This is a genomic window from Microbacterium sp. ZW T2_14 (assembly GCF_044987405.1).
Classification (GTDB): Bacteria; Actinomycetota; Actinomycetes; order Actinomycetales; family Microbacteriaceae; genus Microbacterium.
Genome location: NZ_JBJDRK010000054.1, coordinates 1 through 21,486, shown reverse-complemented (window position 1 = coordinate 21,486; position 21,486 = coordinate 1). Strand labels below are relative to the sequence as shown.

The following is a 21,486-nucleotide window of genomic DNA, read 5'->3' as shown; positions in this document are numbered from 1 at the left end:
GTCCGTCGCGGGGATGAGCGCAGCAATCCCCCTCCAGGGGGAGGACGGCGGGCGCGCCGATCCGTAGCGTCGATCGCGGGGAGACACGAGAGGAGACAGGATGCTGCAGCTACGCGGTATCGGCAAGAGCTACGGGGGGCGACGCGTGCTCGACGACGTGTCGTTCGACGTGCGGCCGGGCCGGCTGACCGGCTTCGTCGGCGGAAACGGCGCCGGCAAGACCACGACCATGCGGATCGTGCTCGGGGTGCTCGCCGGCGATGCCGGCACGGTGACGCTCGACGGCACCGAGGTGACCGCGGCCGATCGCCGCCGCTTCGGCTACATGCCCGAGGAGCGCGGCCTGTACCCGAAGATGAAAGTGCTCGAGCACATCGTCTACCTCGCGCGGCTGCACGGGTTCTCCAAGACGGATGCCGCGGCCCGCGCGACCGCGCTCCTCGAAGAGCTCGGACTCGGCGAGCGCCTGAACGACAACGTCGAGACGCTCTCGCTGGGCAACCAGCAGCGCGCGCAGATCGCTGCCGCACTGGTGCACGACCCCCAGGTGCTGATCCTCGACGAGCCGTTCTCGGGCCTCGACCCGCTCGCGGTGGACGTCGTGGCCGGCGTGCTGCAGCAGCGGGCGGCGGCCGGCGCCGCGGTGCTGTTCTCCTCCCACCAGCTCGACGTCGTCGAGCGCCTCTGCGACGACCTCGTCATCATCGCCGGCGGCACGATCCGCGCCGCCGGTGCGCGCGACGCCCTGCGCGCGGAGCACTCGACGCGCCGCTTCGAGCTGGTCTCCGCCGGAGACGCCGGGTGGCTCCGCACCGAGCCGGGAGTCGAGGTGCTCGACTTCGACGGCGGCTACGCAGTGTTCGACGCCGATAGCGACGAGACCGCGCAGCGGGTGCTGCGCCGCGCCGTCGCACAAGGGGATGTCGCGAGCTTCGCGCCGCAGCATCCGTCCCTCGCCCAGATCTTCCGGGAGGTCATCCAGTGAGCACCACCGACACCCGCCGCGCCCCCGCCGCACCGGGCGGCGGGCAGGCCATCTGGCTCGTCGCGGAGCGCGAGATCGGCTCGAAGCTGCGCAGCAAGGCATTCGTGATCTCGACCGCGATCCTGTTCCTCGGCGCGCTCGTGCTCGTGATCTGGGGAGGCTTCCAGGCCGCGAACAACAGCGGCACCCCGGTCGCCGTGACGAGCGGCGCGATGTCGTACGTCGACGGCCTCGACGGGCTCGACGTCACGGAGACGTCCGACCGGTCCGCCGCGCAGGCGCTGGTCGAGAGCGGAGACGTCGACGCGGCGATCGTGGACGACGCGTCATCGCCCCTCGGCTTCGCGGTCATCGCCGATTCGTCCGCCCCGACGCAGCTGCTGCTGCAGCTGGCGCAGCTGCCTCCGGTCGAGCTGCTGAACCCCGACGAGGGCAATGCGGCGCTCGCCTACATCGCCGCCATCGGCTTCGGGATCGTGTTCCTGCTCGCCGCGTCCCTGTTCGGCGGCACGATCGCGCAGAGCGTCGTCGAAGAGAAGCAGACCCGCGTGGTCGAGCTGCTGATCTCGGCCATCCCGGTGCGGTCGCTCCTGGCCGGCAAGGTCATCGGCAACACCGTCCTCGCGATGGGCCAGATCCTGATCCTCGCCGCCATCGCGATCATTGGGCTGACCGTGACCGACCAGACGGCGCTGCTGCAGGGGCTGGGCGCGCCCATCGCGTGGTTCGCCATCTTCTTCCTGTTCGGCTTCATCCTGCTCGCGTCGCTGTTCGCCGCCGCGGCCTCGATGGTGTCGCGTCAGGAGGACATCGGCTCGACCACGATGCCGCTGACCATGCTCGTGATGGCGCCGTACTTCCTGGTCATCTTCTTCAACGACAACCCGCTCGTGCTCGCGATCATGTCGTACGTGCCGTTCTCGGCGCCGGTCGGCATGCCGATGCGCATCTTCCTCGGTCAGGCGCAGTGGTGGGAGCCGCTGCTGTCGATCGCGATCCTCATCGCGACGTGCATCGCCGCGATCCTCGTCGCGGCCCGCATCTACGAGAACTCGCTGCTGCGCATGGGCGGCCGTGTGAAGCTCTCGGAGGCGCTCGCGCGCTGACTCCCTGAATGACGGATGCCGCGGCCCTGCGCTCTGCGCGTGGTCGCGGCATCCGTGCTCTCCACGTCCGCCCTCCACCTCCGCACGGATCGTGTGCTCTCGGCGAGAACACACGATCGGCGTGCGAACGACGTGTGCCTTCGGCGAGAGCACACGATCGCGACGAGCTACGAGCGAGTCATCGGCCCATCATCTGCGGGGCCATCTCGCCGACGGAGATGACGTTGCCCGCGGGATCGCGGAACCAGGCGATGTCGGGCCCGCCCTCGAAGCCGCGCGAGATGCCCTTCTCGTCGGTGCCGTAGTCGGGGTCGCTGTAGATCTTGGTGACGATGCCCCGCGCGTTGAGATCGTCGACGGCGGCGTCGACGTCATCCACGCTGAAGTTCAGGATCGTGAACACCGCAGGCTCGTGATCCTCCTTCGGGTAGACGAAGACGTTGCCGCCGCCGGAGAGGGCGATCGTGAAGCCGCCGCCCATCTCCTCGTACACGGTCACGTCGAGCCCCAGCGTGTCGCGGTAGAACGTCGCGGCTTCGCCGATGTCGGGTACGGCGAAGCTCGAAAACGGCCGATCGGGTGTGAACATGACAGCCTCCCAGTGTGTGTCCCCACGCCCACGATCCTCTTGCGGGCGGTGCCTGTCCAGGCCATCGCCGGACGGCACGCAGCGGCGGCCGCGCAAGCCCCTCCCGCGCGCGCAGGCTGGTGCATAGGTTGGGCGCATGGCCAACGAGACCACGCTTGTCATCCTGGGCGCCTCCGGCGACCTCACCTCGCGGCTGCTGCTGCCCGCTCTCGGGCAGCTGCTCACGCTGGAGCCCCACCGCCGCGTGCGGCTGCGCGGCGCCAGCACCGACGACTGGGACGACGCGCGATGGCGCGACACGGTGCGGGAGGCGTTCACGTCGGCCGGCTTCGAGAAGGCGTTCGCCGCCATCGCCGAAACCACGTATCAGCGCGCCGACATCACCGACGCCGATGACCTCGGACGGCTGATCGGCGACGCCGGAGAGAACGTCGCGCTGTACTTCGCCGTGCCTCCCGCCGTCACCGCGGCGGCCTGCGAGGCATTGGCCGGGGTGACCCTCCCCGAGGGCACCGTGCTGGCGCTCGAGAAGCCCTTCGGCATCGACGAGGCGTCGGCACAGCGCCTCAACGCGACCCTGGCGCGGCTCGTGCCCGAGGAGCAGGTGTTCCGCATCGACCATTTCCTCGGACGGTCGACGACCCTCAACATGCTGGGCGTGCGGTTCGCCAACCGCGTCTTCGCCCCGGTGTGGTCGGCTGAGCACATCGAGTCGGTGGTCGTCCGATTCGACGAGACGCTCGGGCTCGAGGGCCGGGCGGGGTACTACGACAGGGCCGGCGCGCTGATAGACATGATCCAGAGCCACCTGCTGCAGGTCATGGCGGTGCTGGCGATGGAACCGCCCGCGACCCTGCATGAGCGCGACTTCCGCGATGCGACGGCGGCGGTGCTGCGGGCGACACACGTGTGGCAGGACGATCCGGTCACGGCGTCGCGCCGTGCGCGCTACACCGCGGGGAAGGTCGGCGAGCGGCAGCTGCCCTCGTACGTCGACGAGCCCGGCGTCGATGCGTCGCGCGACACCGAGACGCTCGCGGAGGTGACCTGCGAAGTGCGCAACGACCGCTGGCGCGGCGTGCCGTTCACCCTGCGCTCGGGCAAGGCACTCGCCGGCAAGGACGGCGAGGTCGTAGTGACCTTCCGTCCGGTCAACCACGTGCCCGACGGGCTCACCGGTGCCGCCCCGGGCGCGGTGCTGCGCTTCTCCCTCGGACCGGACCGCATGGACCTGGAGCTCAACGTCAACGGCGGCGACGATCCCTTCGAGCTGGAGCGGGCGCTCTTGGAAGCCGACCTCGGCGAAGGTGCGCTCAAGGCCTACGGCGAGGTGCTGTCCGGCATCCTCGACGCCGACGCGACCCTCGCGGTGCGCGGCGACGCGGCCGAGCAGTCGTGGCGCATCGTCGACCCGGTGCTCGCCGCCTGGCGGGCAGGGGAGGTGCCGCTCGACGAGTACCCGGCCGGCTCGCTCGGGCCGGAGCACTGGCAGAAGCTGCCCTGACGCGGGCCGGCGACGGCCGGTCCTCCCCCATCGGTGCGGGCTCATCGCCCGCCGGTGCCGGTCGCCCGGGGGGTCAGCGCTCGACGAGGATCCCGTCGGCATCCGCCCACACGTGCCGGCCGGGCACGAACGCGACGCCCGCGATCGTCACCCGCGCGTCGACCTCGCCGAGGCCGGCCTTCGCGCTCTTGCGGGGGTTGGACCCCAGCGCCTTGACGCCGATCGGCAGCTCGCCGATCGCCACGCGGTCGCGGATCGCGCCGAAGACGATGAGCCCGGCCCAGCCGTTCTCGACCGCCGACGCCGCGATGAGGTCGCCGACCAGCGCGGACTCGAGCGATCCGCCGCCGTCGATCACGAGCACCGCGCCGTCGCCCGGTGTCGCGAGCAGCTCCTTCACGAGCGCGTTGTCGCGGTGGCACCGCACCGTGCGGATCGGACCGTCGAACGCGACGCGCCCGCCGAAGTCGTGCAGCTGCAGCGAGAGAGAGTCCAGCTCGTCCCCGCGTTCGTCGTAGAGGTCAGCCGTGGCGGTGGTCATCGACTCAGGCTATGAGGATGCCGCGGCCCCCGGCATCCGTCCCGCTGTGAAGTTCGCGGGCTCTTCCGCCGCGGGCAAGATCGATGACTTGCCGCGGAACGGCGAGGGGCCGGTCAGTGCGCGGCGGGCGGGTTCTCGTCGGGGTGCAGCGTGCTGAAGAACGAGTACGTGTCGCCGTCGGGGTCGGGACCGCGCTCCTTGAACTCGTTGACCAGCGCGTACAGGCGGTTCTGGAACTCCTCGCGGTGCCCGGGGGTGAGCTTCAGCCCGAGCCAGGTGGAGTCGAGATCATCGGGATCGACACCCTGGATCTGCTGCAGGAAGGTCTCGATGAGCACGGGCGAACCGCCGGGCATCGAGGTGCGCCACGACAGCCCGGTGGCCCGGTACGGCACCTCGCGTGCGCCCTGGGCGCCGGAGCGCTCGGGCTCGGCTGCGAGGTAGCCGGTCTGCACGAGGGTGCGGACATGGTGCAGCATCGTGCCCGGGTTCACGCCGAGCAGCTCGGCGAGCTCCTTGTTGGTGCGCGACTCGAACGCGCAGAGCCGCAGCACGCGCAGCCGGAGGGGCGAGCTCAGCGCCCGCATGCGGGCCTCGGCCTCGGGATCGCCGGGGCGCAGCTCGATCCGGTCTTTCTGATCGTCCGGCACGGTGCCACCCTACAAGACTGATTGACACATCTCAATCAGTGGCGCACACTGATTGAGATGTCCCAATCAGAAGAGCACCCGGTGGCTGCCGCGGGGGCACAGCCCGCCGCCGACACGCTCGCCGAAGCGCGTGCCGAGGCAGGGCCCACGCGTCCCGAGATGCCGGCCGCCGACGAGGTCGTCGCGGATGAACCTGCCCTCGCGACGGGTCAGGATGCTGCAGCAACGGCGACGACCGCCGGCCCGAGCAAGCGGTCGCTCTGGCGCGACGCCAACTTCCTGACGCTGTGGAGCGGGCAGGCGCTCAGCCAGTTCGGCGCGCAGATCACCGAGCTCGCCATCCCCGTGCTGGCCGTGCTGATGCTGAACGCGACCGAATGGGAGGTCGGCGTGCTCAACGCGGCGCAGGTCGCCGCGTTCCTCGTGGTGGGGCTTCCGGCCGGCGCCTGGATCGACCGCATGCGCAAGCGACACGTCATGATCGTCGCCGACGGCGTCAGAGCCGTCGCGCTCGGGACCCTGCCCGTGCTCGCCCTGCTCGGAGTGCTCGAGATCTGGCACATGATCGTGGTCGCGCTGATCATGGGCGTGGCGACCGTGTTCTTCGACGTGTCGTACCAGAGCATCATCCCGTCGCTCGTGCGCACCGACCAGATCGCCGAGGCGAACGGCAAGCTGCAGTCGACCTACGAACTGGCCAACATCGCCGGTCCCGGCATCGGCGGCTGGCTCATCGGCGTGCTGTCGGCGCCGTTCGCGATCTTCGCCACGGTCGGCACCTACGTCGCCTCGTTCATCGCCCTGCTCTTCACGCGAGACACCGAGAGGCTGCGCGCGCGCGAGGATCACCGGCCCCTCGTCCGCGAGATCGGCGAGGGGCTGAGCTGGGTGTTCGGCAATCCGCTGCTGCGCCGCATCGTCGGCACGACCGGCATGGCCAACTTCTTCGGGACCATCGCCCAGACCCTCGTGCCCATCTTCGTGCTGCGGGAGCTGGGCCTCAGCCCCCAGATGTTCGGCATCGTGTTCTCGCTCTCGGCGGTGGGCGGGCTCGTCGGTGCGATCGCCACACCGCGGATCATCGCGTGGCTGGGCGAAGCGCGGGCGATCCCGATCAGTGCGATCGCGTTCAGCCTCGCGCCGTTCTTCCTCCCCGCGGTCTCACTGGTGCCCTCGCTCGCCTTCCCCCTGCTGGTGATCCAGGGCTTCATCATGAGCTTCACGATCCTGCTCTACAACATCACGCAGGTGACCTTCCGTCAGCGCATCACCCCGCCGCGCCTCCTCGGCCGGATGAACGCCTCCATCCGGTTCGTGGTGTGGGGCGTCATGCCGATCGGCGCGCTGCTGGCCGGTGCGCTCGGCACGTGGATCGGCACCGTCCCGACGCTCTGGATCGCGGCGACCGGCGAGCTGCTCGCCTGTCTCTTCGTCGTCACCGGCCCGTTCTGGGGCATGCGCGAGCTCCCCGAGGCGCACGAGGAGCACACGGCCCGCGGCGGCTGATCCGACGGGCCGCCGCGGAGGTCAGCTGCTCCGGGGATCTGCCGGCAGGATCTCGGGAACGGTCCACCGGCTGAGCTCGTGGAGACGCGGCCGATACAGGCGGATGAGCAGGTTCCAGCCTTCCGGCAGCGGGATGCGGTTCGGGGTCTCGCCGGGGTGGTCGCCGAGGAACACCGTGGTCGAGCCGTCGTCGTTCGTGTGGGCGAACACGGAGTTGACGTTGGTGAGGCCGCTCTCGTCGGGTTCGAAGTATCCGGCGGCGTTGTAGACGCTCACCGACCAGAACGCGTCGGCCGGCACATCCCGGAACGTCATCGTGTAGCGGCCGACGGGAAGGTTCGGGGTGACGTTGAGGTAGGAGGCTTCCGCGTCGGGCAGCCCGCCCCACCCGAGCGCCGTTCCCACGAGGTGATGAACGGGATCGACGACGTCCGCCGATCCGAAGCAGCCGGCGAGGCCGCCCATCGTCTTGCCGAGGGTGAGGAGTGCCCCGCGGACCTCCTGGTGGCTGGCCGCGTCATAGTCGGGGAGGGTGAAATCACGCTGTTCGCCGGTCGTGAGCGTGAGCTCGTCCTGCAGACGGTGGACCTCTTCGAGGTCGTCCGGGCTGTTCGGATCGAACAGGATCCGGGCGGCGACCACCACGTAGTCGGTGTCGAACTCGGCGGTCGTGAGCCGGTAGCTGCCGGCGCGGTGGTAGACGCGGTTGATGTAGTGGTCCTGGTTGATGACCATGACCGAGATGTACCGGTCGCCGAGGTCGGGCACGTTCAGTGCGACCTCCCCGCCGGCGAGCTCGACGATCGCGACGGAGTAGAGGGTGTCCCTGTTCTGGCGGATGACCGGCTGGCGATCGAGCGGCGCCAGCTCGCGATCGTGGTGGAACGTCCCCAGCCCGCCGATGATCGGCAGGATCCGAGAGATCATCGTGTCGGTCTCGGCTCTCTTGAAGTTGTCCACATTGACCGTCGTCGACGCCATCGTGCTGTCTCCCCGTTCGCGAAGGCGGGCCCGTCCCGCCGCGCACCACGCTATCGGCCGCGACCGCGGTACCCCACGGGCCGAATTCCGGCAAGACGGTGCTGACCGGTGCCCGGCCGTGCTTAGGTTGCTCCATGACGGCGCGCATCGTCTCAATCGGCACGGCGGTCCCTGCGACCCGCCTCCACCAGGACGAGGTGCGCGCGTTGTTCGCCGCGCAGGACGGCGTCGATCGCCTGACGCGGCGGCGCATCCAGGCGGTGTTCGACGCCTCCGCCATCGCGCAGCGCCACACCGTGCTCACCGATCTGGCGACGCCGCCCGGTTCGCGCGCCCCCGGCGTCCCCGCATTCGTCGACGCGGAGGGGCGGCTCCTCTCCCCCACGACCGGCACGCGCAACGACCTGTACATCGCCGCGGCTCCCGCTCTGTCAGCCGAGGCGGCGCGTGGAGCTCTGCGCGACGCTCGCATCGAGCCGTCCGCGGTCACGCACGTCGTCACCGTCTCGTGCACCGGCCTCTTCGCACCGGGGCCCGACTATCGCCTCGTCCGGGATCTCGGTCTCAACCCCACCGTCGAGCGCTGCCACCTCGGATTCATCGGGTGCGCGGCCGCCCTCCCGGCACTGCGCGTCGCGACGGCGCTCGCCGCGACTCGACCGGACGCCGTGGTGCTCGTTGTCTGCACCGAGCTCTGCTCGCTCCACGTGCGGGCCTCGGACGATCCGCAGCAGATCGTCGCGGCATCCGTCTTCGCCGACGGCGCGGCAGCGGCGATCGTGACGGCGGACCCTGCCGTCGGCCGCCCCGGCGGGCTCGAACTCGAACGCTTCGGCTCCGCCCTCACCGACGAGGGCGAGACCGACATGGTGTGGACGATCGGCGACAACGGCTTCGAGATGGTGCTGTCGGCAGAGGTGCCCCGGATCATCGGCCGCGAGATCCAGGGCGCGGTGGCCCGGTTCCTCGGCGACGACGGTGCACCCGACGTGTGGGCCGTGCACCCCGGCGGACGCAGCGTGCTCGATCGTGTGGAGGCCGGACTGGGCCTCGCCCCGGACGCGCTCGCCGCCTCGCGCGGCGTGCTGCGCGACTTCGGCAACATGTCGAGCGCGACCATCCTCTTCATCCTCGCCGCGCTGCTGCGGGACGACGCCGTGGGCGACGGCGCGCGGGTCGCCGGACTGGCGTTCGGGCCGGGGCTCACCGTCGAATCGGCGCTCATGACCAGACGGCGCGCGGCCGCACCCGTGGACGACGAGATCGCCCTCGCCGTGGCGGCGTCCGCGTGAGCGCTGCGGCACCGGCGTCGGACGGGGACGCCTGCGCCGGAACGGCGGGCGACGCATGACTCTCGCCGTCCGTGACGAGGGGCTCGCCGAACTCATGGACGACCCGGCGTGCGACCCCGACCGCCTGCGCGCGACGCTGCGGCGGTTCGGCACCGTCAACCGCCTCGTCTCGGGCTGGGGCACCGTCTACCGGCACACCCTCGCTCCCCGCCTCGCGGCGCTGGGACGCCCGGCCCGCGTGCTCGATGTGGGCTGCGGCGGCGGCGATGTCGTGCTGCGGCTGGCTGCCGAAGCACGGCGCGACGGCCTCGAGGTCCAATGGACCGGGATCGATCCCGACCCCCGGTCGTACGAGGTGGCCGTCGAGCGGGCGGCGGTCGACGGGGTGACCTTCCGCTGCGCCGACGCGGCGACGCTCGTCGGCGAAGGCCGCACCTTCGACGCCGTGCTGTCGAATCACGTACTGCACCATCTGGACGCGGACCTGCCGGAGTTCGCCGCGCAGTCGCTGGCCCTGTCGCACGGGCTGGTCCTGCACAGCGACATCGCGCGCTCGCGGCTCGCCTACGCCCTCTACGCGATCGGCATCACGCCGCTCGCCCCGGGCACGTTCCTGCGGACCGACGGGCTGCGCTCCATCCGGCGCAGCTACACGGCCTCGGAACTGTCGGCGGTGCTCGACGACGCGATGCCCGGAGCGTGGACCGTGCAGACACCGGCGCTGTTCCGAGTGCTCGCGGTGGGTCGTGGCCGTGGCTGACGTCACGATCGTCGGGGCCGGCCCCGTGGGCATGCTGCTGGCGAGCGAACTCGCACGACGCGGCGTCGAGGCGGCCGTGCTGGAGCAGCGGCCGGCGGTCGGCGACGGCACCCGGGCCATCGGCATCCACTCCCCCGTCCTCGCGGCACTGGAACCGTCCGGTCTCACCGAGCGCCTGCTCGCCGGTGCCGTCCGAGTGGGCCGCGGTGAGGCGCGCAGCCGCGGACGCCTGCTCGGCACGGTGCACTTCGACGAGATCGCGACGCGGTTCCCGTTCGTGGCGACGCTGCCGCAGACCTCGACGGAGTCCGTGCTCGGCGCGGGTGCTCCGGAGCCGCTCCGCGGCGCCCGTGTCATGGCGGTGATCCCGCGCACGCAGGGAGTGGTGGTGCGCGCGGCGCACCTCGGCCGCATCATCGAGTCCGAGAGCCGCATCGTGGTCGTCGCCGGCGGCGCGGGGGCGCGCGACCTCGTCTACCGGCCGGGGCGCGTCGGCCTGCACGAGTACCGCGACCGGTATCTGATGACGGATGCCGCCGCCACCGGCCGACCCGACGACGAGGTCGCCGTGGTGCACCTCGATCCCGACGGGGTGCTCGAGTCCTTCCCGCTGCCCGGCGGCCGGCGCCGATTCGTCGCGTGGGACGCGCCCGGTGCCGACGACGCTCCGGAGGCCCGGGCAGAGCGACTGCGCGCAGCGCTCGCGCGGCGCGGCGAGGAGACCGCCGCGAGCGCGGTGGAGTCGGCGACGTCGTTCGGAGTGCGCCGGGTCGTCGCGCCGCGCCTCCGCAACGGCCGGGTCTTGGCGATCGGCGACACGGCGCACGAGGTCAGCCCCATCGGCGGTCAGGGCATGAACCTCGGCCTGCTGGACGCCGTGACGCTCGCGCCGCTGCTCGCCTCGTGGGTGCGCACCGGCACAGCGCCCGACGTCGAGCTGCGACGGTGGGAGGAGCGCCGCGTCCGGTCGGCCCGCCGGGCGGCGGCGATGGCGACGGTCAACACGGCGCTGGGCCGGCCGCTGCCCCACACCGACGTGCTGCGACGGGCCGCGGTGCGCACGATGCTGGCCGGGCGGTCCGGACGCCTGTTCGCGCGTGCCTACGCGATGGGCTTCGACGCCGACGCCTGACCGGCGCCCGACCCGGGGCGGCAGCATCCGTCCCTCCCCGTACTCTCTCGGGTTCGGGGCGCATGCCGTGCGTTCGGGGCGCACCGCGCGCGCCCCGGGCGGACAGGCTGCGCCCCAAGCGCCGGCGGGGAACGTGGATCAGCCGGCGAGGGCGCTGCCGGAGGCGACGAGCTGCGTGGCCAGCAGCAGCGCCGCGAGCATCACCAACCGGAACAGCGCGCGGCTCGGCGGTCTCACGATCGCCCGCCACGCCGTGACCGCCGCGACGATCACGACCGCCCCGAAGAAGAGCCACGATACGGCCGAGACCGCGCCGAGATCGCCGCCCGCCGCGCCGAGCAGCACGGCGATCGCGCCGCCCACCACGGCCAGTGCGGCGGTGATGGCGGAGATCCGCGGGCCCAGCCGGTGCGGCAGCCCTCGCACCCCGGTGCGGGCGTCGTCGTCCAGGTCGGGCAGCACGTTGGTGAGGTGCACGGCGGCGCCGAGCGCGGCGCCCGCGATCCAGGCCCAGCCGGCCGCGAACGCCGGGTCGGGGGCTGACAGGGTCGCGAGGGACGGGAAGATCCCGAAGCTGACCAGGAACGGCACGATGGACCACGGCGTCGACTTCAGTCCCGCGTTGTAGGACCACGCCGAGCCGAGCGCGAGCGCATGTGCCGCGAGCATCCGCCATCCCAGCGGCACCGACAGAACCAGCGCGATCGCCAGCAGCACGGATGCGGCGATCCAGGCGACGCCGATGGAGATGTCGCCGCGTGCCAGCGGCTTGTCGGTGCGTCCGACGGCGCGGTCGCGCGGGGCGTCGAACGCGTCGTTCGAGATGCCCACCGATAGCTGTCCCGCGAACACCGAGACCGTCAGGAGCACGATGCGCCAGGTCTCCAGCCCGGTCGCGATCCCGAGTGCGAGCGCGAGCGCCGTCACGACGAGCGTCGGCCCCGGATGCGAGGAGCCCCACAGGGCACGGACGGTGCGCACGCTCGATGCTCTCACGGCACCGCTCGGCCGGCGTCGCCCGCAACGGGAATGGCCGGAGGATGCATGCGGTTGCATGCACTCGGGCCGATGGCGTCCTGCCGATCACATCCACTCACAAGGAGACGCCATGGCTACTCTCACCGATCGCACCGCTGACACCGACGCCCCGATCATCGACATCCTCGCGGAGCGCTGGAGCACCCGCATCTTCGACCCGGAGGCCGTCATCGACGAGACCGCCCTCGCGAGCGCGCTCGAGGCGGCACGATGGTCGCCGACCGCTGCCAACACGCAGGCCTGGCGCGTCATCGTCGCACGCCGCGGGTCGGCAGCCCACGCGCACATCATGTCGGCGCTGGCCGGTTTCAACAGCGTGTGGGCCGGCGACGCGGCCGCGCTCGTCGTATTCGTCGCCGAGACGACGCGCGACGGGCAGCCGATGGCCTGGGCGCAGTACGACACGGGGCAGGTGGCCGCCCACTTCACCGTGCAGGCGCACGCCGACGGCCTCTCCACGCACCAGATGGGCGGCTTCGACCGCGATGCCCTCGCCGCGGCGTTCGGCCTGAGCGACGACTTCCTCCCCGTCACGGTGATGGCCGTGGGCAGCCTCGGCGACATCCGCACGGTGTCCGCCGAGCTGCAGGCCCGCGAGACCGCGCCGCGTGAGCGCCGTCCCGCCGCCGACTCCGTGCTCGTCAACGACTGAGCCCTCGCACCGATCACGACGGATGCCTCGTCCCGCGGCCGCGGGACGAGGCATCCGTCATTCGGGCAGCAGCCCCGCACCCGGGCCGCCCAGCCGCGGCCGGTGCCGGCCTCAGTCGTCGAGCAGCTCGGCCTCGATCACGTCCTCGTCGTCCACGGTGGGCTCGCTCGCGGCGGGACCGTCGCTGGTGAGCACGAGCGAGGTGCCGTCGGCGGCGACGTCCACCCGGACGACATCCCCGTCACGCACCCCGCCCGACAGCAGGGCCATCGCGAGACGGTCCTGGATCTCGGACTGGATGAGCCGGCGAAGCGGCCGCGCCCCGAACACCGGGTCGTAGCCGCGCTCGGCGAGCCACGCGCGGGCGTCGGGCGTCACGGCGAGCGTGAGGCGGCGGTCCTTCAGGCGCCGCTGGAGCGCGAACACCGCGAGCTCGACGATCTGCGCCAGGTCGTCCTCGCTGAGCGCCGAGAACATCACGATGTCATCGAGACGGTTGAGGAACTCGGGCTTGAACGCCTGCCTCACGATGCCCATCACCGCGTCGCGCTTCTGCTCGGCCGACAGCGTCGGGTCGATGAGGATCGGCGAGCCGAGGTTCGACGTCAGCACCAGGATCACGTTCGTGAAGTCGACCGTGCGACCCTGGCCGTCGGTGAGGCGGCCGTCGTCGAGGACCTGCAGCAGCACGTCGAAGACCTCGGGGTGCGCCTTCTCGATCTCGTCGAGCAGCACCACCGAGTACGGGCGTCGCCGCACAGCCTCGGTGAGCTGACCGCCCTGCTCATAGCCGATGTACCCCGGAGGGGCACCGACGAGGCGCGACACGGTGTGCTTCTCGCCGTACTCCGACATGTCGATGCGCACCATCGCGTGCTCGTCGTCGAAGAGGAACTCGGCGAGCGCCTTGGCGAGCTCGGTCTTGCCCACACCGGTGGGGCCGAGGAACAGGAACGATCCCGTCGGCCGGCCCGGGTCGCTGATGCCCGCACGCGAACGGCGCACGGCATCCGACACCGCCTTCACGGCCTGCTTCTGCCCGATGAGGCGCTTGCCGAGCTCGGACTCGAGGTGCAGCAGCTTCTCGGTCTCTCCCTGCAGCAGGCGCCCGACCGGGATGCCGGTCCACGCCGCGATGACGGCGGCGATGTCCTCGTCGGTGACCTGCTCGTTGACCATGCGGTCACCCGCAGGCTCTTCGCGCTCGGCCTCGACCAGCTGGCGCTCGAGCGCCGGGATCTCGGCGTAGAGCAGCCGCGACGCCTTCTCGAGGTTGCCCTCGCGCTGCGCGCGCTCGGCCTCCATGCGGGCGGCGTCGAGCTTGGTCTTGAGGTCGCCGACGCGGTTCAGCGAGGCGCGCTCGCGCTCCCACCGCCCCTGCAGCTCGCCGAGCTTCTCCTGCTCGACCCGCAGCGTCTCGCGCAGCGTCGCCAGGCGCTCCTTCGAGGCGTCGTCCTTCTCCTTCTTGAGCGCGAGCTCTTCCAGCTTCAGCCGGTCGACGTGGCGGCGCAGCTCATCGATCTCGAGCGGTGCCGAGTCGATCTCCATGCGCAGCCGCGACGCGGCCTCGTCGATGAGGTCGATGGCCTTGTCGGGCAGCTGCCGGGACGGGATGTAGCGATGGCTGAGGGATGCCGCGGCCACGAGCGCGGCATCCGCGATCGCCACCTTGTGGTGGGCCTCGTACCGCTCCTTGAGCCCGCGGAGGATCGCGACGGTGTCCTCGACCGAGGGCTCGCCGACGTAGACCTGCTGGAAGCGGCGCTCGAGCGCGGCATCCTTCTCGATGAACTCGCGATACTCGTTGAGCGTGGTGGCGCCGATCATGCGCAGTTCGCCGCGCGCGAGCATGGGCTTGAGCATGTTGGATGCCGCCACCGAGCCTTCGCCGCCGCCCGCGCCCATGAGCACGTGCAGCTCGTCGATGAACGTGATGACGCGGCCGTCAGACTCGGTAATCTCCTTCAGGACGCTCTTCAGGCGCTCCTCGAACTGTCCGCGGTACATGGCGCCGGCCACGAGAGCGGAGATGTCGAGCGTGACGAGCTCCTTGTTCTTGAGCGACTCGGCGACGTCGCCCGCGACGATGCGCTGGGCGAGGCCTTCGACCACGGCCGTCTTGCCGACGCCGGGCTCGCCGATGAGCACGGGGTTGTTCTTGGTGCGCCGGGTCAGCACCTGGCTGACGCGGCGGATCTCGCTGTCGCGCCCGATGACGGGGTCGAGCTTGCCCTGGCGGGCGCGGTCGGTGAGGTTGATCCCGAACTGCTCGAGGGCGCTCTGCGCGTCCTCCTGCCCGGGCTGTTGTGTGGCGTTCATCTGTCTCCTGAAATCTGTGGTCGCAAAACTTGAGTCGCGTTGGCTCAAGTTTACCAACAACCGGCGTGCGGGGCAATCAGCGTGCGTTGCGCTCGTCGCGAGCGTCGTCGTAGGCCCGGCGCAGCGTCGCGCCGACCCACTCCGTGCCCCGGTAGATGTTGCGCTCGCCGATCGCCGACGACAGGCCGCCGGCTTCGAGCTGCGAGATCACCTTCGTCTCGCTCACGACGAGCTTGAGACTCGATCCGACGGCACTCAGCTCGGTCGCGTATCGACGGAGCACCTCGACGAACGAGAGACCGACGGCGTCGGTGCCGCGCAGACGGATGATGACGACGGAGTCCTCGGAACCGGCATCCACCCTCGGCAATTGCCGTTCGAAGGTCGGCGCGCTCGCGAAGAACAGGCTGCCGTACGGCTGCAGCACCACGATCTCGCGCGGCGGGATGGCTGCAGGCGGATCGATCTCGCGCATGCGGCCGTCGTCGGCGAAGACCACGCGTCGCACCCGCAGCGTGTTCGACTGCTGGGCGACGAAGAGGACGATGCCGAGTCCGACGCCGACCAGCACGGCGAACTGCAGCGGGATGAGCAGGGTGAGCACGAAGGTCACCGCCATGACGACGGTCGGCAGGAGCCCGCTCCTGATCACCGAGTAGACCCTGCTGGGCTTGACCGCTGTGACGCCGACGACGATGAGGAGAGCCGCGAGGGCGGGCATCGCGATGAAGGCGACCAGGTTCGAGGCGAAGAGGATGACCAGCGCGGTCACCGTGCCGGCGATGAAGAAGGTGAGCCGCGTCCGGGCGCCCGCCGAGACGACGAGCGTCGAACCCGACGACGATCCCCCCACCGGCATGCCCCGGAACACCCCGGAGACGATGTTGCCGACGCCCTGGCCGATGAAGTCCCGTGAGGCGTCGGAACGCTTTCCGTCGGGCGTCGGGATACCGGCCGAGACGCCTGCGCCCTGCACCATCGCGACGAAGGCGAGCGAGATCGCCGGTACGAGGAGGAAGGGAACGTCGGCGAGGCTCGGGAGCACCGGCGTCGGCAGCGCCGCCGGCACGTCGACGAGGTCCCGCAGGAGCGTGACCGGCCGGGCGACCCACAGGTCCAGCAGCGCCGCGCAGATCGAGCCGACGACGACGGCGACCACCAGCCCGAGCGCACCGACACGCGTCGCCTGCAGCAGCACGATCACGAGCACCGTGATCGTGCCCACCACGAGCGAGGCCACGCTCCACTGCGGCAGGTGCAGCACGAGATCGGCGGTCTTGACGATCCGGTTCGCGCCCTTGGCGTCGTAGCCGGTGAAGTTCGACAGCTGCCCGAGCACGATGTTGACGCCGACCGCGGTCACGAAGCCCGTCATCACCGCCGTGGGAACGAATCGCACGAGCCGCCCACCGCCCAGCAGCCCCGCGACGACGAGCACGATGCCGCTCATGACCGCGAGCGTGTACAGCGCCCGATCGGGATCGGCGCGCGTCTGCAGGCCGGCATCGGACACGATGAGCGCCATCGCACCCGTCACCTGCACCGTCATGAACGCGCTGCCGGTGAACAGCGCCGCGCCCATCATGCCGAACATGTGCCCGTACAGCCCCGCGAGCGGGTTCACGCCCGCGAGAAGACCCTGGGCCAGCCCGTCGGGCACCGTCTCGACGCCGAGCGTGAGTCCCGCGACGAGGTCCTTGCGCAAGGTCTTGCGCGAGAACCACGTTCGCGGATGCAGCGCCATGCGTTTCAACGTAGCGAAGGCGAGCGGCGCCGGGGTGGCGTGGCGCTCATCACGTGGCCCCCACCCACGATTTCATGCGTCCTGCATGATGCCCGCGCCCGCGCGCTGCGCCATGTTCGGAGCATGCCTCGGACGCGGGCGACGACGTCGCCGCGCGTCGGCCGGCACACCCTCGCCCTCGAAAGGACACGCACATGACCGACAACGACACCACCGTGACCGGATGGGTGGGATGGGGCGTCTTCGCCGCCGTCGTCCTGCTCATCGCCGGCGTCATCGACGTCTTCCACGGCCTCCAGGCCCTCATCGGGCCCGACACGGCCTATTTCGTCGGCGAGTCCGGCCTGTTCTCGATCGACATCCAGGCGTGGGGCTGGTGGCACCTCATCTCGGGCCTCCTCCTCATCCTCGTGGGCATCGCCCTCCTGGGCGGCGCGACGTGGGCGCGGGTCGTCGCCATCATCCTCGTGGCGCTGAACGCGATCGGTCAGCTGACCCTCATCGCCGCGCAGCCGTGGCTGTCGATCGCCGTCCTGGCCCTCGACGTGCTCGTGATCTACGCGCTGACGGTCCACGGACGCGAGCTCAAGACGCGACGGGCCTGAGCCCCACCCGACACCTCGCACGAGGCCGCGCGATCGACTCGCGTGGCCTCGTGCGCGTTGTCACCACGACCCGTCGCGCAGGCTGACGCGCAACCTGTCACGTGGCTTCAGGCCACGGACTCAAGCACCGCTTCTCCGCGCGCGGCCTCAGCCACGGCTTGGACGGCGGACGCGGCATCCGTCATCTCCTCGTCGTTGCACGCGAACCGCGAGCGGTACGCGGTCGGGGTAGTGCCGAGCACGCGTGCGAAGTTCTGGCGCAGCACGGCGGCCGAGCCGAACCCGCTCTCGTACGCGATGCGGTCGAGCCCCAGGTCCGTCTTCTCGAGCAGGCGCTGGGCGTGGATGATGCGCTGCCGGGCGAGCCACGCGGCCGGAGTCGCACCGTGATCGGCCTTGAAGCGACGGGCGAACGTGCGCGGCGACATGTGGGCCTTGGCGGCGAGCTGGTCGACGGTGAGATCGAGCCGCAGGTTGTCGAGCATCCAGTCGGTGACCGGCGCGAGCGAGAGCGAGGTCGTGGCCGGCAGCGGGTTGGCGATGAACTGCGCCTGGCCGCCGTCGCGCTGCGGCGGCACCACCATGCGGCGGGCGATGATGTTGGTCAGCTCGGCGCCCAGCTCCTGGCGCAGCAGGTGCAGGCACGCGTCGAGGCCGGCGGCGGTGCCCGCGCTCGTGATGATGCGGCCGTCCTGCACGTACAGCACGTCGGGGTCGACGTCGATCTGCGGGTACATCTCCTTCATCTTCTGCGCGTACATCCAGTGGGTCGTGGCGCGGCGGCCGTCGAGCACGCCCGACGCGGCGACCACGAACGATCCGCTGCAGACGCTGAGCACCCACGCGCCGCGGGCGACCGCCGCCCGGATGACGTCGAGCACGCGCTCGTCGATGCTGTCCCAGTACTGATGCGGCACAGGTGAGACCACGACCAGGTCGGCCTCGTACGCGTACGACAGGTCTTCGTGGACGTTGATGGAGAAGCCCATCTTCGACTCGACGACGCCGGGGTCGGGGGTCACGACGCGGAAGTCGAAGCTCGGGATGCCGTCGTCGGAGCGGTCGAGGCCGAACGCCTCGCACGCCACTCCGAACTCGAACGGCGCGAAGCCGTCCGTGACGATGCAGGCGACGGTTCTCATGGGAGTCCCCTCCGGCCAGCGGTCGCTGAGCCTGTCGAAGCGTGGCAGTTTTCCTGCGGTTCGTGGCCATTCTGCCACTCGTGGCAGTTCTTCCGCAAGCGTAGCGTTTCTGCCATGTTCATCGTGATTCTTCTCGCAGCAGTGTCCGCGGTGGCCCTCGGATCGACGATCGCCGCCCTCCGCTCCGACGGCTACCGCCGGATCCCCACCGACCACACCCGCCACCCGTGACGCACCCCCGCCTCCCCAGGAGTCGCGAAAGGGGAGACTTCCGCAGGCTTCGCGGCGGAGATCTCCCCTTTCGCGATTCCGAGGGGGCTCAGGCTGTGACGCGGGCGTAGACCGCGAGCATCGCGGCGGTGCGGGACGACTGGCGGAACCGCTCGCGGATCGTCGGGTCGGGAACGCGCGGTGTTCCGGCGGTGATATCGGATGCCGCGGCCCGCAGCGCGTCCGCCAGCGCGTCGACCGACGGGTCGGCGTCGTGACCGGTCGTCACGCCACCCTCGCCGACCGCCCAGAAGCCTGCGCCCAGCTCGGCCGCGAGATCGGGATCGCTCACGACGGCGGGGGTCCCGAGCGACGCCGCCTCGAAGATCGTCATGCCCTGGGTCTCGAAGCCGATCGAGGTCTGCACGACGGCGTCGGCGGCCGCGATGCGACGCAGCGTCCGGGCGTACGGCATCCGTCCGGCGAACGTGACGGTGGCGCGAGGCCGCAGCTTCTCGACCAGTCGGCGGGCCGCGCGCAGCTGGCCGCCGCCGCCGATGATCTCGACGTCGGCGTCGACGCCCGACGCGGCGAGCGCCTCGAGGAACGGCAGCAGGCGCTTCTCGGGGCTCATGCGCCCGAGCCACACGAACCGCGGTGGTCCCGGAGCGCGTGCGGAAAGACGGGCCGATTCGTCCGACACGCCGGTGACGGATGCCGCGCCTCGGGGTGTCGCGTCACCGCGCAGTGCTTTCGCATCGGGCGCTGCGGCGAGCACCTCGTCGAGCAGGTCGTCGTCGATGCCGTTCCAGATCACGTCGACCGCGGGCCCGGTCGGCGGGGCGTCGAGGTGCGGTGCCACCGCGCGGCGGCCGCCCGGCACCACGCCGTGCCCCTCGAGCCGCCGAGCGAAGTGCGATGACGGAGCGGTGACGGCGTCCGACCGCCCCGCGAACCGTCGCAGGTACGCCCAGCCGTCACGCCCGACCGGCTTGCCCTCCACGAAGACCCCGAGCGCCCGCCGCTGCCACGCGTTCAGCACCCGAAGCACGAGCCCGGGGAAGGGCGCCGTGGCCTCGATGCCGACGTCCACGCGGTTGTGCATGGTGTGCACGACGGGCAGCCCGTGCCGGCGCGCGAAGCGATGGCCGATGTAGGCGCCCCAGAAGTCCGCCTGCACGTGCACCACGTCCACCCGAGTGCGCCCGGTGTCGGCGATGAGGCGCCGCAGCGCGGCATCCAGCCACCGATCCGTGCGCCGACCCGGCCAGGTCATCGCGTACTCCCGATCGAGGGTGATCGGGATCGAGGGGAGGTCCAGGTACGACGGATCGGCTGCGCCCGCCTCCCGCGCCCGCGCGCCGTGCATCGCCGGTGCCACGATCGTGACGGTGTGACCGGCCTTCTCGAGGAAGCGCCGCTGCAGCCGCATCGACACCTGTGCTCCGCCGAGCGTCTCGGCGTGCTGGTCGCCGAACATCACGACGTGCACGACGCCTACTCGGGCAGCGGTTCGTCGCGGTACAGCGCCTCGAACGTGTCGAGGGTCCGGCGCATGTCGTGCACCTTGACGCCCTCGAGCGAGGCGCGCTGCATGCGCTCGCGCTCCTCGGGCGTCTGGGTCAGCACGGTCGTCAGCTTCTCGGTGAGATCGTCGACGTCGCCGGGGCGGAACAGGTAGCCGTTCTCGCCGTCGTGCACCAGATGCGGGAGTGCGACCGCGTCGGCCGCGACGATCGGCAGACCCGAGGCCATCGCCTCCATCGTCGCGATCGACTGCAGCTCGGCGATCGAGGCGATCACGAAGAGGCTGGCGTTCGTCAGGAAGGACCGCAGCTCGTCGTCGGTGGTGTGACCGTGGAAGTGCACGCGGTCGGTGAGGCCGAGCTCGGAGCTGAGCTGCTCGAGGTTGCGTCGCTGGTCGCCGCTGCCGACGATGTCGAAGCGCACGTCGAGCGACGGGTCGAGCTGCGCGATCGCGCGCAGCACGACGTCGATCTGCTTCTCGGTCGTGAGACGTCCCACGAACACCAGGCGGTGCGCGTCGCGCGGCGAGAGGTCAGCGGTGTAGTTGGAGGCGTCGATGCCGCAGCTGACCGGGATGACGCCCTGGATGTCGATCGTGCGCTCGAGGAACTCGGCGGCCTTGCGGGTGGGGGTCGTGACCGCGCGCGTCATCTTGAACGTGCGCTCGGCGTCCTCCCATGCGAGCTTGACGGCGTACCGCGTCCACGAGGCGGGGAGGATGGTGAAGTCGAGCACGTTCTCGGCCATCACGTGATTCGTCGCCACGACAGGGATGCCGCGCTTGCGCGCCTCGCGGGTCAGACCGCGGCCGATGATGATGTGCGACTGGCTGTGCACCACGTCGGGCTGCACCTTGTCGAGCACGCGACGCGCGTAGTACTTCGAGCGGAACGGCATGACGAACGTCAGCCAGTCGTGCGGGTACCAGCGCCACGACGGCAGGCGGTGCATGGTCATCGACTGCCCCTCGATGACCTCGGTGAATGTGCCGTGCTCGCGGTGCGTCTTGCTCGGGGCCATCACATGCACCTCGTGGCCGCGGGCGACGAGGCCGGCGGCGAGCCGCTCCGCGAAGCGCGCGGCACCGTTCACGTGGGGAAGGAACGTATCGGCGCCGATGACGATCTTCAACGGACGAGGGGGCGCGGCGGCGGTGTCTTCGGGCGTCGCAGGATCGGTCACGGGGATTGGGCCTGTCTGTGC

The 21,486-nt window shown here is 70.9% G+C and carries 19 protein-coding genes; 9 read left to right on the top strand and 10 right to left on the bottom strand.

Translation table 11 applies throughout. The features are described from left to right. The first annotated feature begins 100 nt into the window (after positions 1-100). Both ACI3KY_RS16350 and ACI3KY_RS16345 read left to right on the top strand, forming a co-directional pair. Positions 101-985 (top strand): ABC transporter ATP-binding protein, encoded by an 885-nt coding sequence (locus ACI3KY_RS16350; RefSeq protein WP_404931205.1) that lies wholly within the window; start codon positions 101-103, stop codon positions 983-985. Then, positions 982-2,091, top strand: a complete 1,110-nt coding sequence (locus ACI3KY_RS16345) for an ABC transporter permease (RefSeq protein WP_404931204.1) — start codon at positions 982-984, stop codon at positions 2,089-2,091. Before ACI3KY_RS16350 ends, ACI3KY_RS16345 begins: the two co-directional genes overlap by 4 nt. Positions 2,092-2,269: 178 nt before the next feature. On the opposite strand, the gene ACI3KY_RS16340 is transcribed toward ACI3KY_RS16345, so the two are convergent. Beyond that, entirely contained in the window at positions 2,270-2,680 is a 411-nt protein-coding gene (locus ACI3KY_RS16340; RefSeq protein WP_404931203.1) for a VOC family protein, read from the bottom strand. A gap of 136 nt (positions 2,681-2,816) precedes the next feature. Between ACI3KY_RS16340 and ACI3KY_RS16335 the strand changes: the two genes are divergently transcribed. Then, on the top strand, positions 2,817-4,184 hold the full coding sequence (locus ACI3KY_RS16335) for a glucose-6-phosphate dehydrogenase (protein ID WP_404931202.1): 1,368 nt from the start codon (positions 2,817-2,819) through the stop codon (positions 4,182-4,184). Positions 4,185-4,257: 73 nt separating this feature from the next. On the opposite strand, the gene rraA is transcribed toward ACI3KY_RS16335, so the two are convergent. Beyond that, on the bottom strand, positions 4,258-4,725 hold the full coding sequence (gene rraA, locus ACI3KY_RS16330) for a ribonuclease E activity regulator RraA (protein WP_404931201.1): 468 nt from the start codon (positions 4,723-4,725) through the stop codon (positions 4,258-4,260). Positions 4,726-4,838: 113 nt separating this feature from the next. Further along, on the bottom strand, positions 4,839-5,312 hold the full coding sequence (locus ACI3KY_RS16325; protein ID WP_404931213.1) for an ArsR/SmtB family transcription factor: 474 nt from the start codon (positions 5,310-5,312) through the stop codon (positions 4,839-4,841). A 120-nt stretch (positions 5,313-5,432) separates the two neighbouring features. Here ACI3KY_RS16325 and ACI3KY_RS16320 point away from each other — a divergent pair, with 120 nt between their 5' ends. Beyond that, positions 5,433-6,881 (top strand): MFS transporter, encoded by a 1,449-nt coding sequence (locus ACI3KY_RS16320; protein WP_404931200.1) that lies wholly within the window; start codon positions 5,433-5,435, stop codon positions 6,879-6,881. A gap of 21 nt (positions 6,882-6,902) precedes the next feature. On the opposite strand, the gene ACI3KY_RS16315 is transcribed toward ACI3KY_RS16320, so the two are convergent. Continuing rightward, positions 6,903-7,862, bottom strand: coding sequence for a DUF1254 domain-containing protein (locus ACI3KY_RS16315; protein ID WP_404931199.1), 960 nt, complete (start codon positions 7,860-7,862; stop codon positions 6,903-6,905). Between the two features lie 134 nt (positions 7,863-7,996). Between ACI3KY_RS16315 and ACI3KY_RS16310 the strand changes: the two genes are divergently transcribed. The 3 genes from ACI3KY_RS16310 to ACI3KY_RS16300 are packed head-to-tail and all read left to right on the top strand — an operon-like array spanning position 7,997 to position 11,046. Beyond that, complete coding sequence (locus ACI3KY_RS16310) at positions 7,997-9,154, top strand: type III polyketide synthase (RefSeq protein WP_404931198.1); 1,158 nt, start codon at positions 7,997-7,999, stop codon at positions 9,152-9,154. Positions 9,155-9,209: 55 nt separating this feature from the next. Next, positions 9,210-9,914: a methyltransferase domain-containing protein gene (locus tag ACI3KY_RS16305; RefSeq protein WP_404931197.1), complete on the top strand. Its 705-nt coding sequence runs from the start codon at positions 9,210-9,212 to the stop codon at positions 9,912-9,914. Then, positions 9,907-11,046 (top strand): FAD-dependent monooxygenase, encoded by a 1,140-nt coding sequence (locus ACI3KY_RS16300; protein ID WP_404931196.1) that lies wholly within the window; start codon positions 9,907-9,909, stop codon positions 11,044-11,046. The genes ACI3KY_RS16305 and ACI3KY_RS16300 overlap by 8 nt, the downstream gene beginning before the upstream one ends. A gap of 138 nt (positions 11,047-11,184) precedes the next feature. On the opposite strand, the gene ACI3KY_RS16295 is transcribed toward ACI3KY_RS16300, so the two are convergent. Then, complete coding sequence (locus ACI3KY_RS16295; RefSeq protein WP_404931195.1) at positions 11,185-12,027, bottom strand: UbiA family prenyltransferase; 843 nt, start codon at positions 12,025-12,027, stop codon at positions 11,185-11,187. Positions 12,028-12,154: 127 nt separating this feature from the next. On the opposite strand from ACI3KY_RS16295, the gene ACI3KY_RS16290 reads away from it, so the two are divergent. Beyond that, complete coding sequence (locus tag ACI3KY_RS16290; RefSeq protein WP_404931194.1) at positions 12,155-12,736, top strand: nitroreductase family protein; 582 nt, start codon at positions 12,155-12,157, stop codon at positions 12,734-12,736. Positions 12,737-12,847: 111 nt separating this feature from the next. Here the strand turns inward: ACI3KY_RS16290 and ACI3KY_RS16285 are convergent, their stop codons facing one another. Both ACI3KY_RS16285 and ACI3KY_RS16280 read right to left on the bottom strand, forming a co-directional pair. Next, positions 12,848-15,055: an ATP-dependent Clp protease ATP-binding subunit gene (locus tag ACI3KY_RS16285; protein WP_404931193.1), complete on the bottom strand. Its 2,208-nt coding sequence runs from the start codon at positions 15,053-15,055 to the stop codon at positions 12,848-12,850. Between the two features lie 76 nt (positions 15,056-15,131). Next, positions 15,132-16,799, bottom strand: coding sequence for a SulP family inorganic anion transporter (locus ACI3KY_RS16280; RefSeq protein WP_404931192.1), 1,668 nt, complete (start codon positions 16,797-16,799; stop codon positions 15,132-15,134). 194 nt (positions 16,800-16,993) lie between these two features. On the opposite strand from ACI3KY_RS16280, the gene ACI3KY_RS16275 reads away from it, so the two are divergent. Then, the gene (locus ACI3KY_RS16275; RefSeq protein ID WP_404931191.1) at positions 16,994-17,404 is read left to right on the top strand and encodes a hypothetical protein; all 411 of its coding nucleotides are present in this window, start codon (positions 16,994-16,996) and stop codon (positions 17,402-17,404) included. A gap of 107 nt (positions 17,405-17,511) precedes the next feature. Here the strand turns inward: ACI3KY_RS16275 and ACI3KY_RS16270 are convergent, their stop codons facing one another. The 3 genes from ACI3KY_RS16270 to ACI3KY_RS16260 form a co-directional block, all read right to left on the bottom strand. Then, entirely contained in the window at positions 17,512-18,546 is a 1,035-nt protein-coding gene (locus ACI3KY_RS16270) for a GlxA family transcriptional regulator (RefSeq protein WP_404931190.1), read from the bottom strand. 319 nt (positions 18,547-18,865) lie between these two features. Continuing rightward, positions 18,866-20,248: a glycosyltransferase gene (locus tag ACI3KY_RS16265; protein ID WP_404931189.1), complete on the bottom strand. Its 1,383-nt coding sequence runs from the start codon at positions 20,246-20,248 to the stop codon at positions 18,866-18,868. A 5-nt stretch (positions 20,249-20,253) separates the two neighbouring features. Next, positions 20,254-21,465, bottom strand: a complete 1,212-nt coding sequence (locus ACI3KY_RS16260) for a glycosyltransferase (RefSeq protein ID WP_404931212.1) — start codon at positions 21,463-21,465, stop codon at positions 20,254-20,256. Positions 21,466-21,486 lie beyond the last annotated feature (21 nt).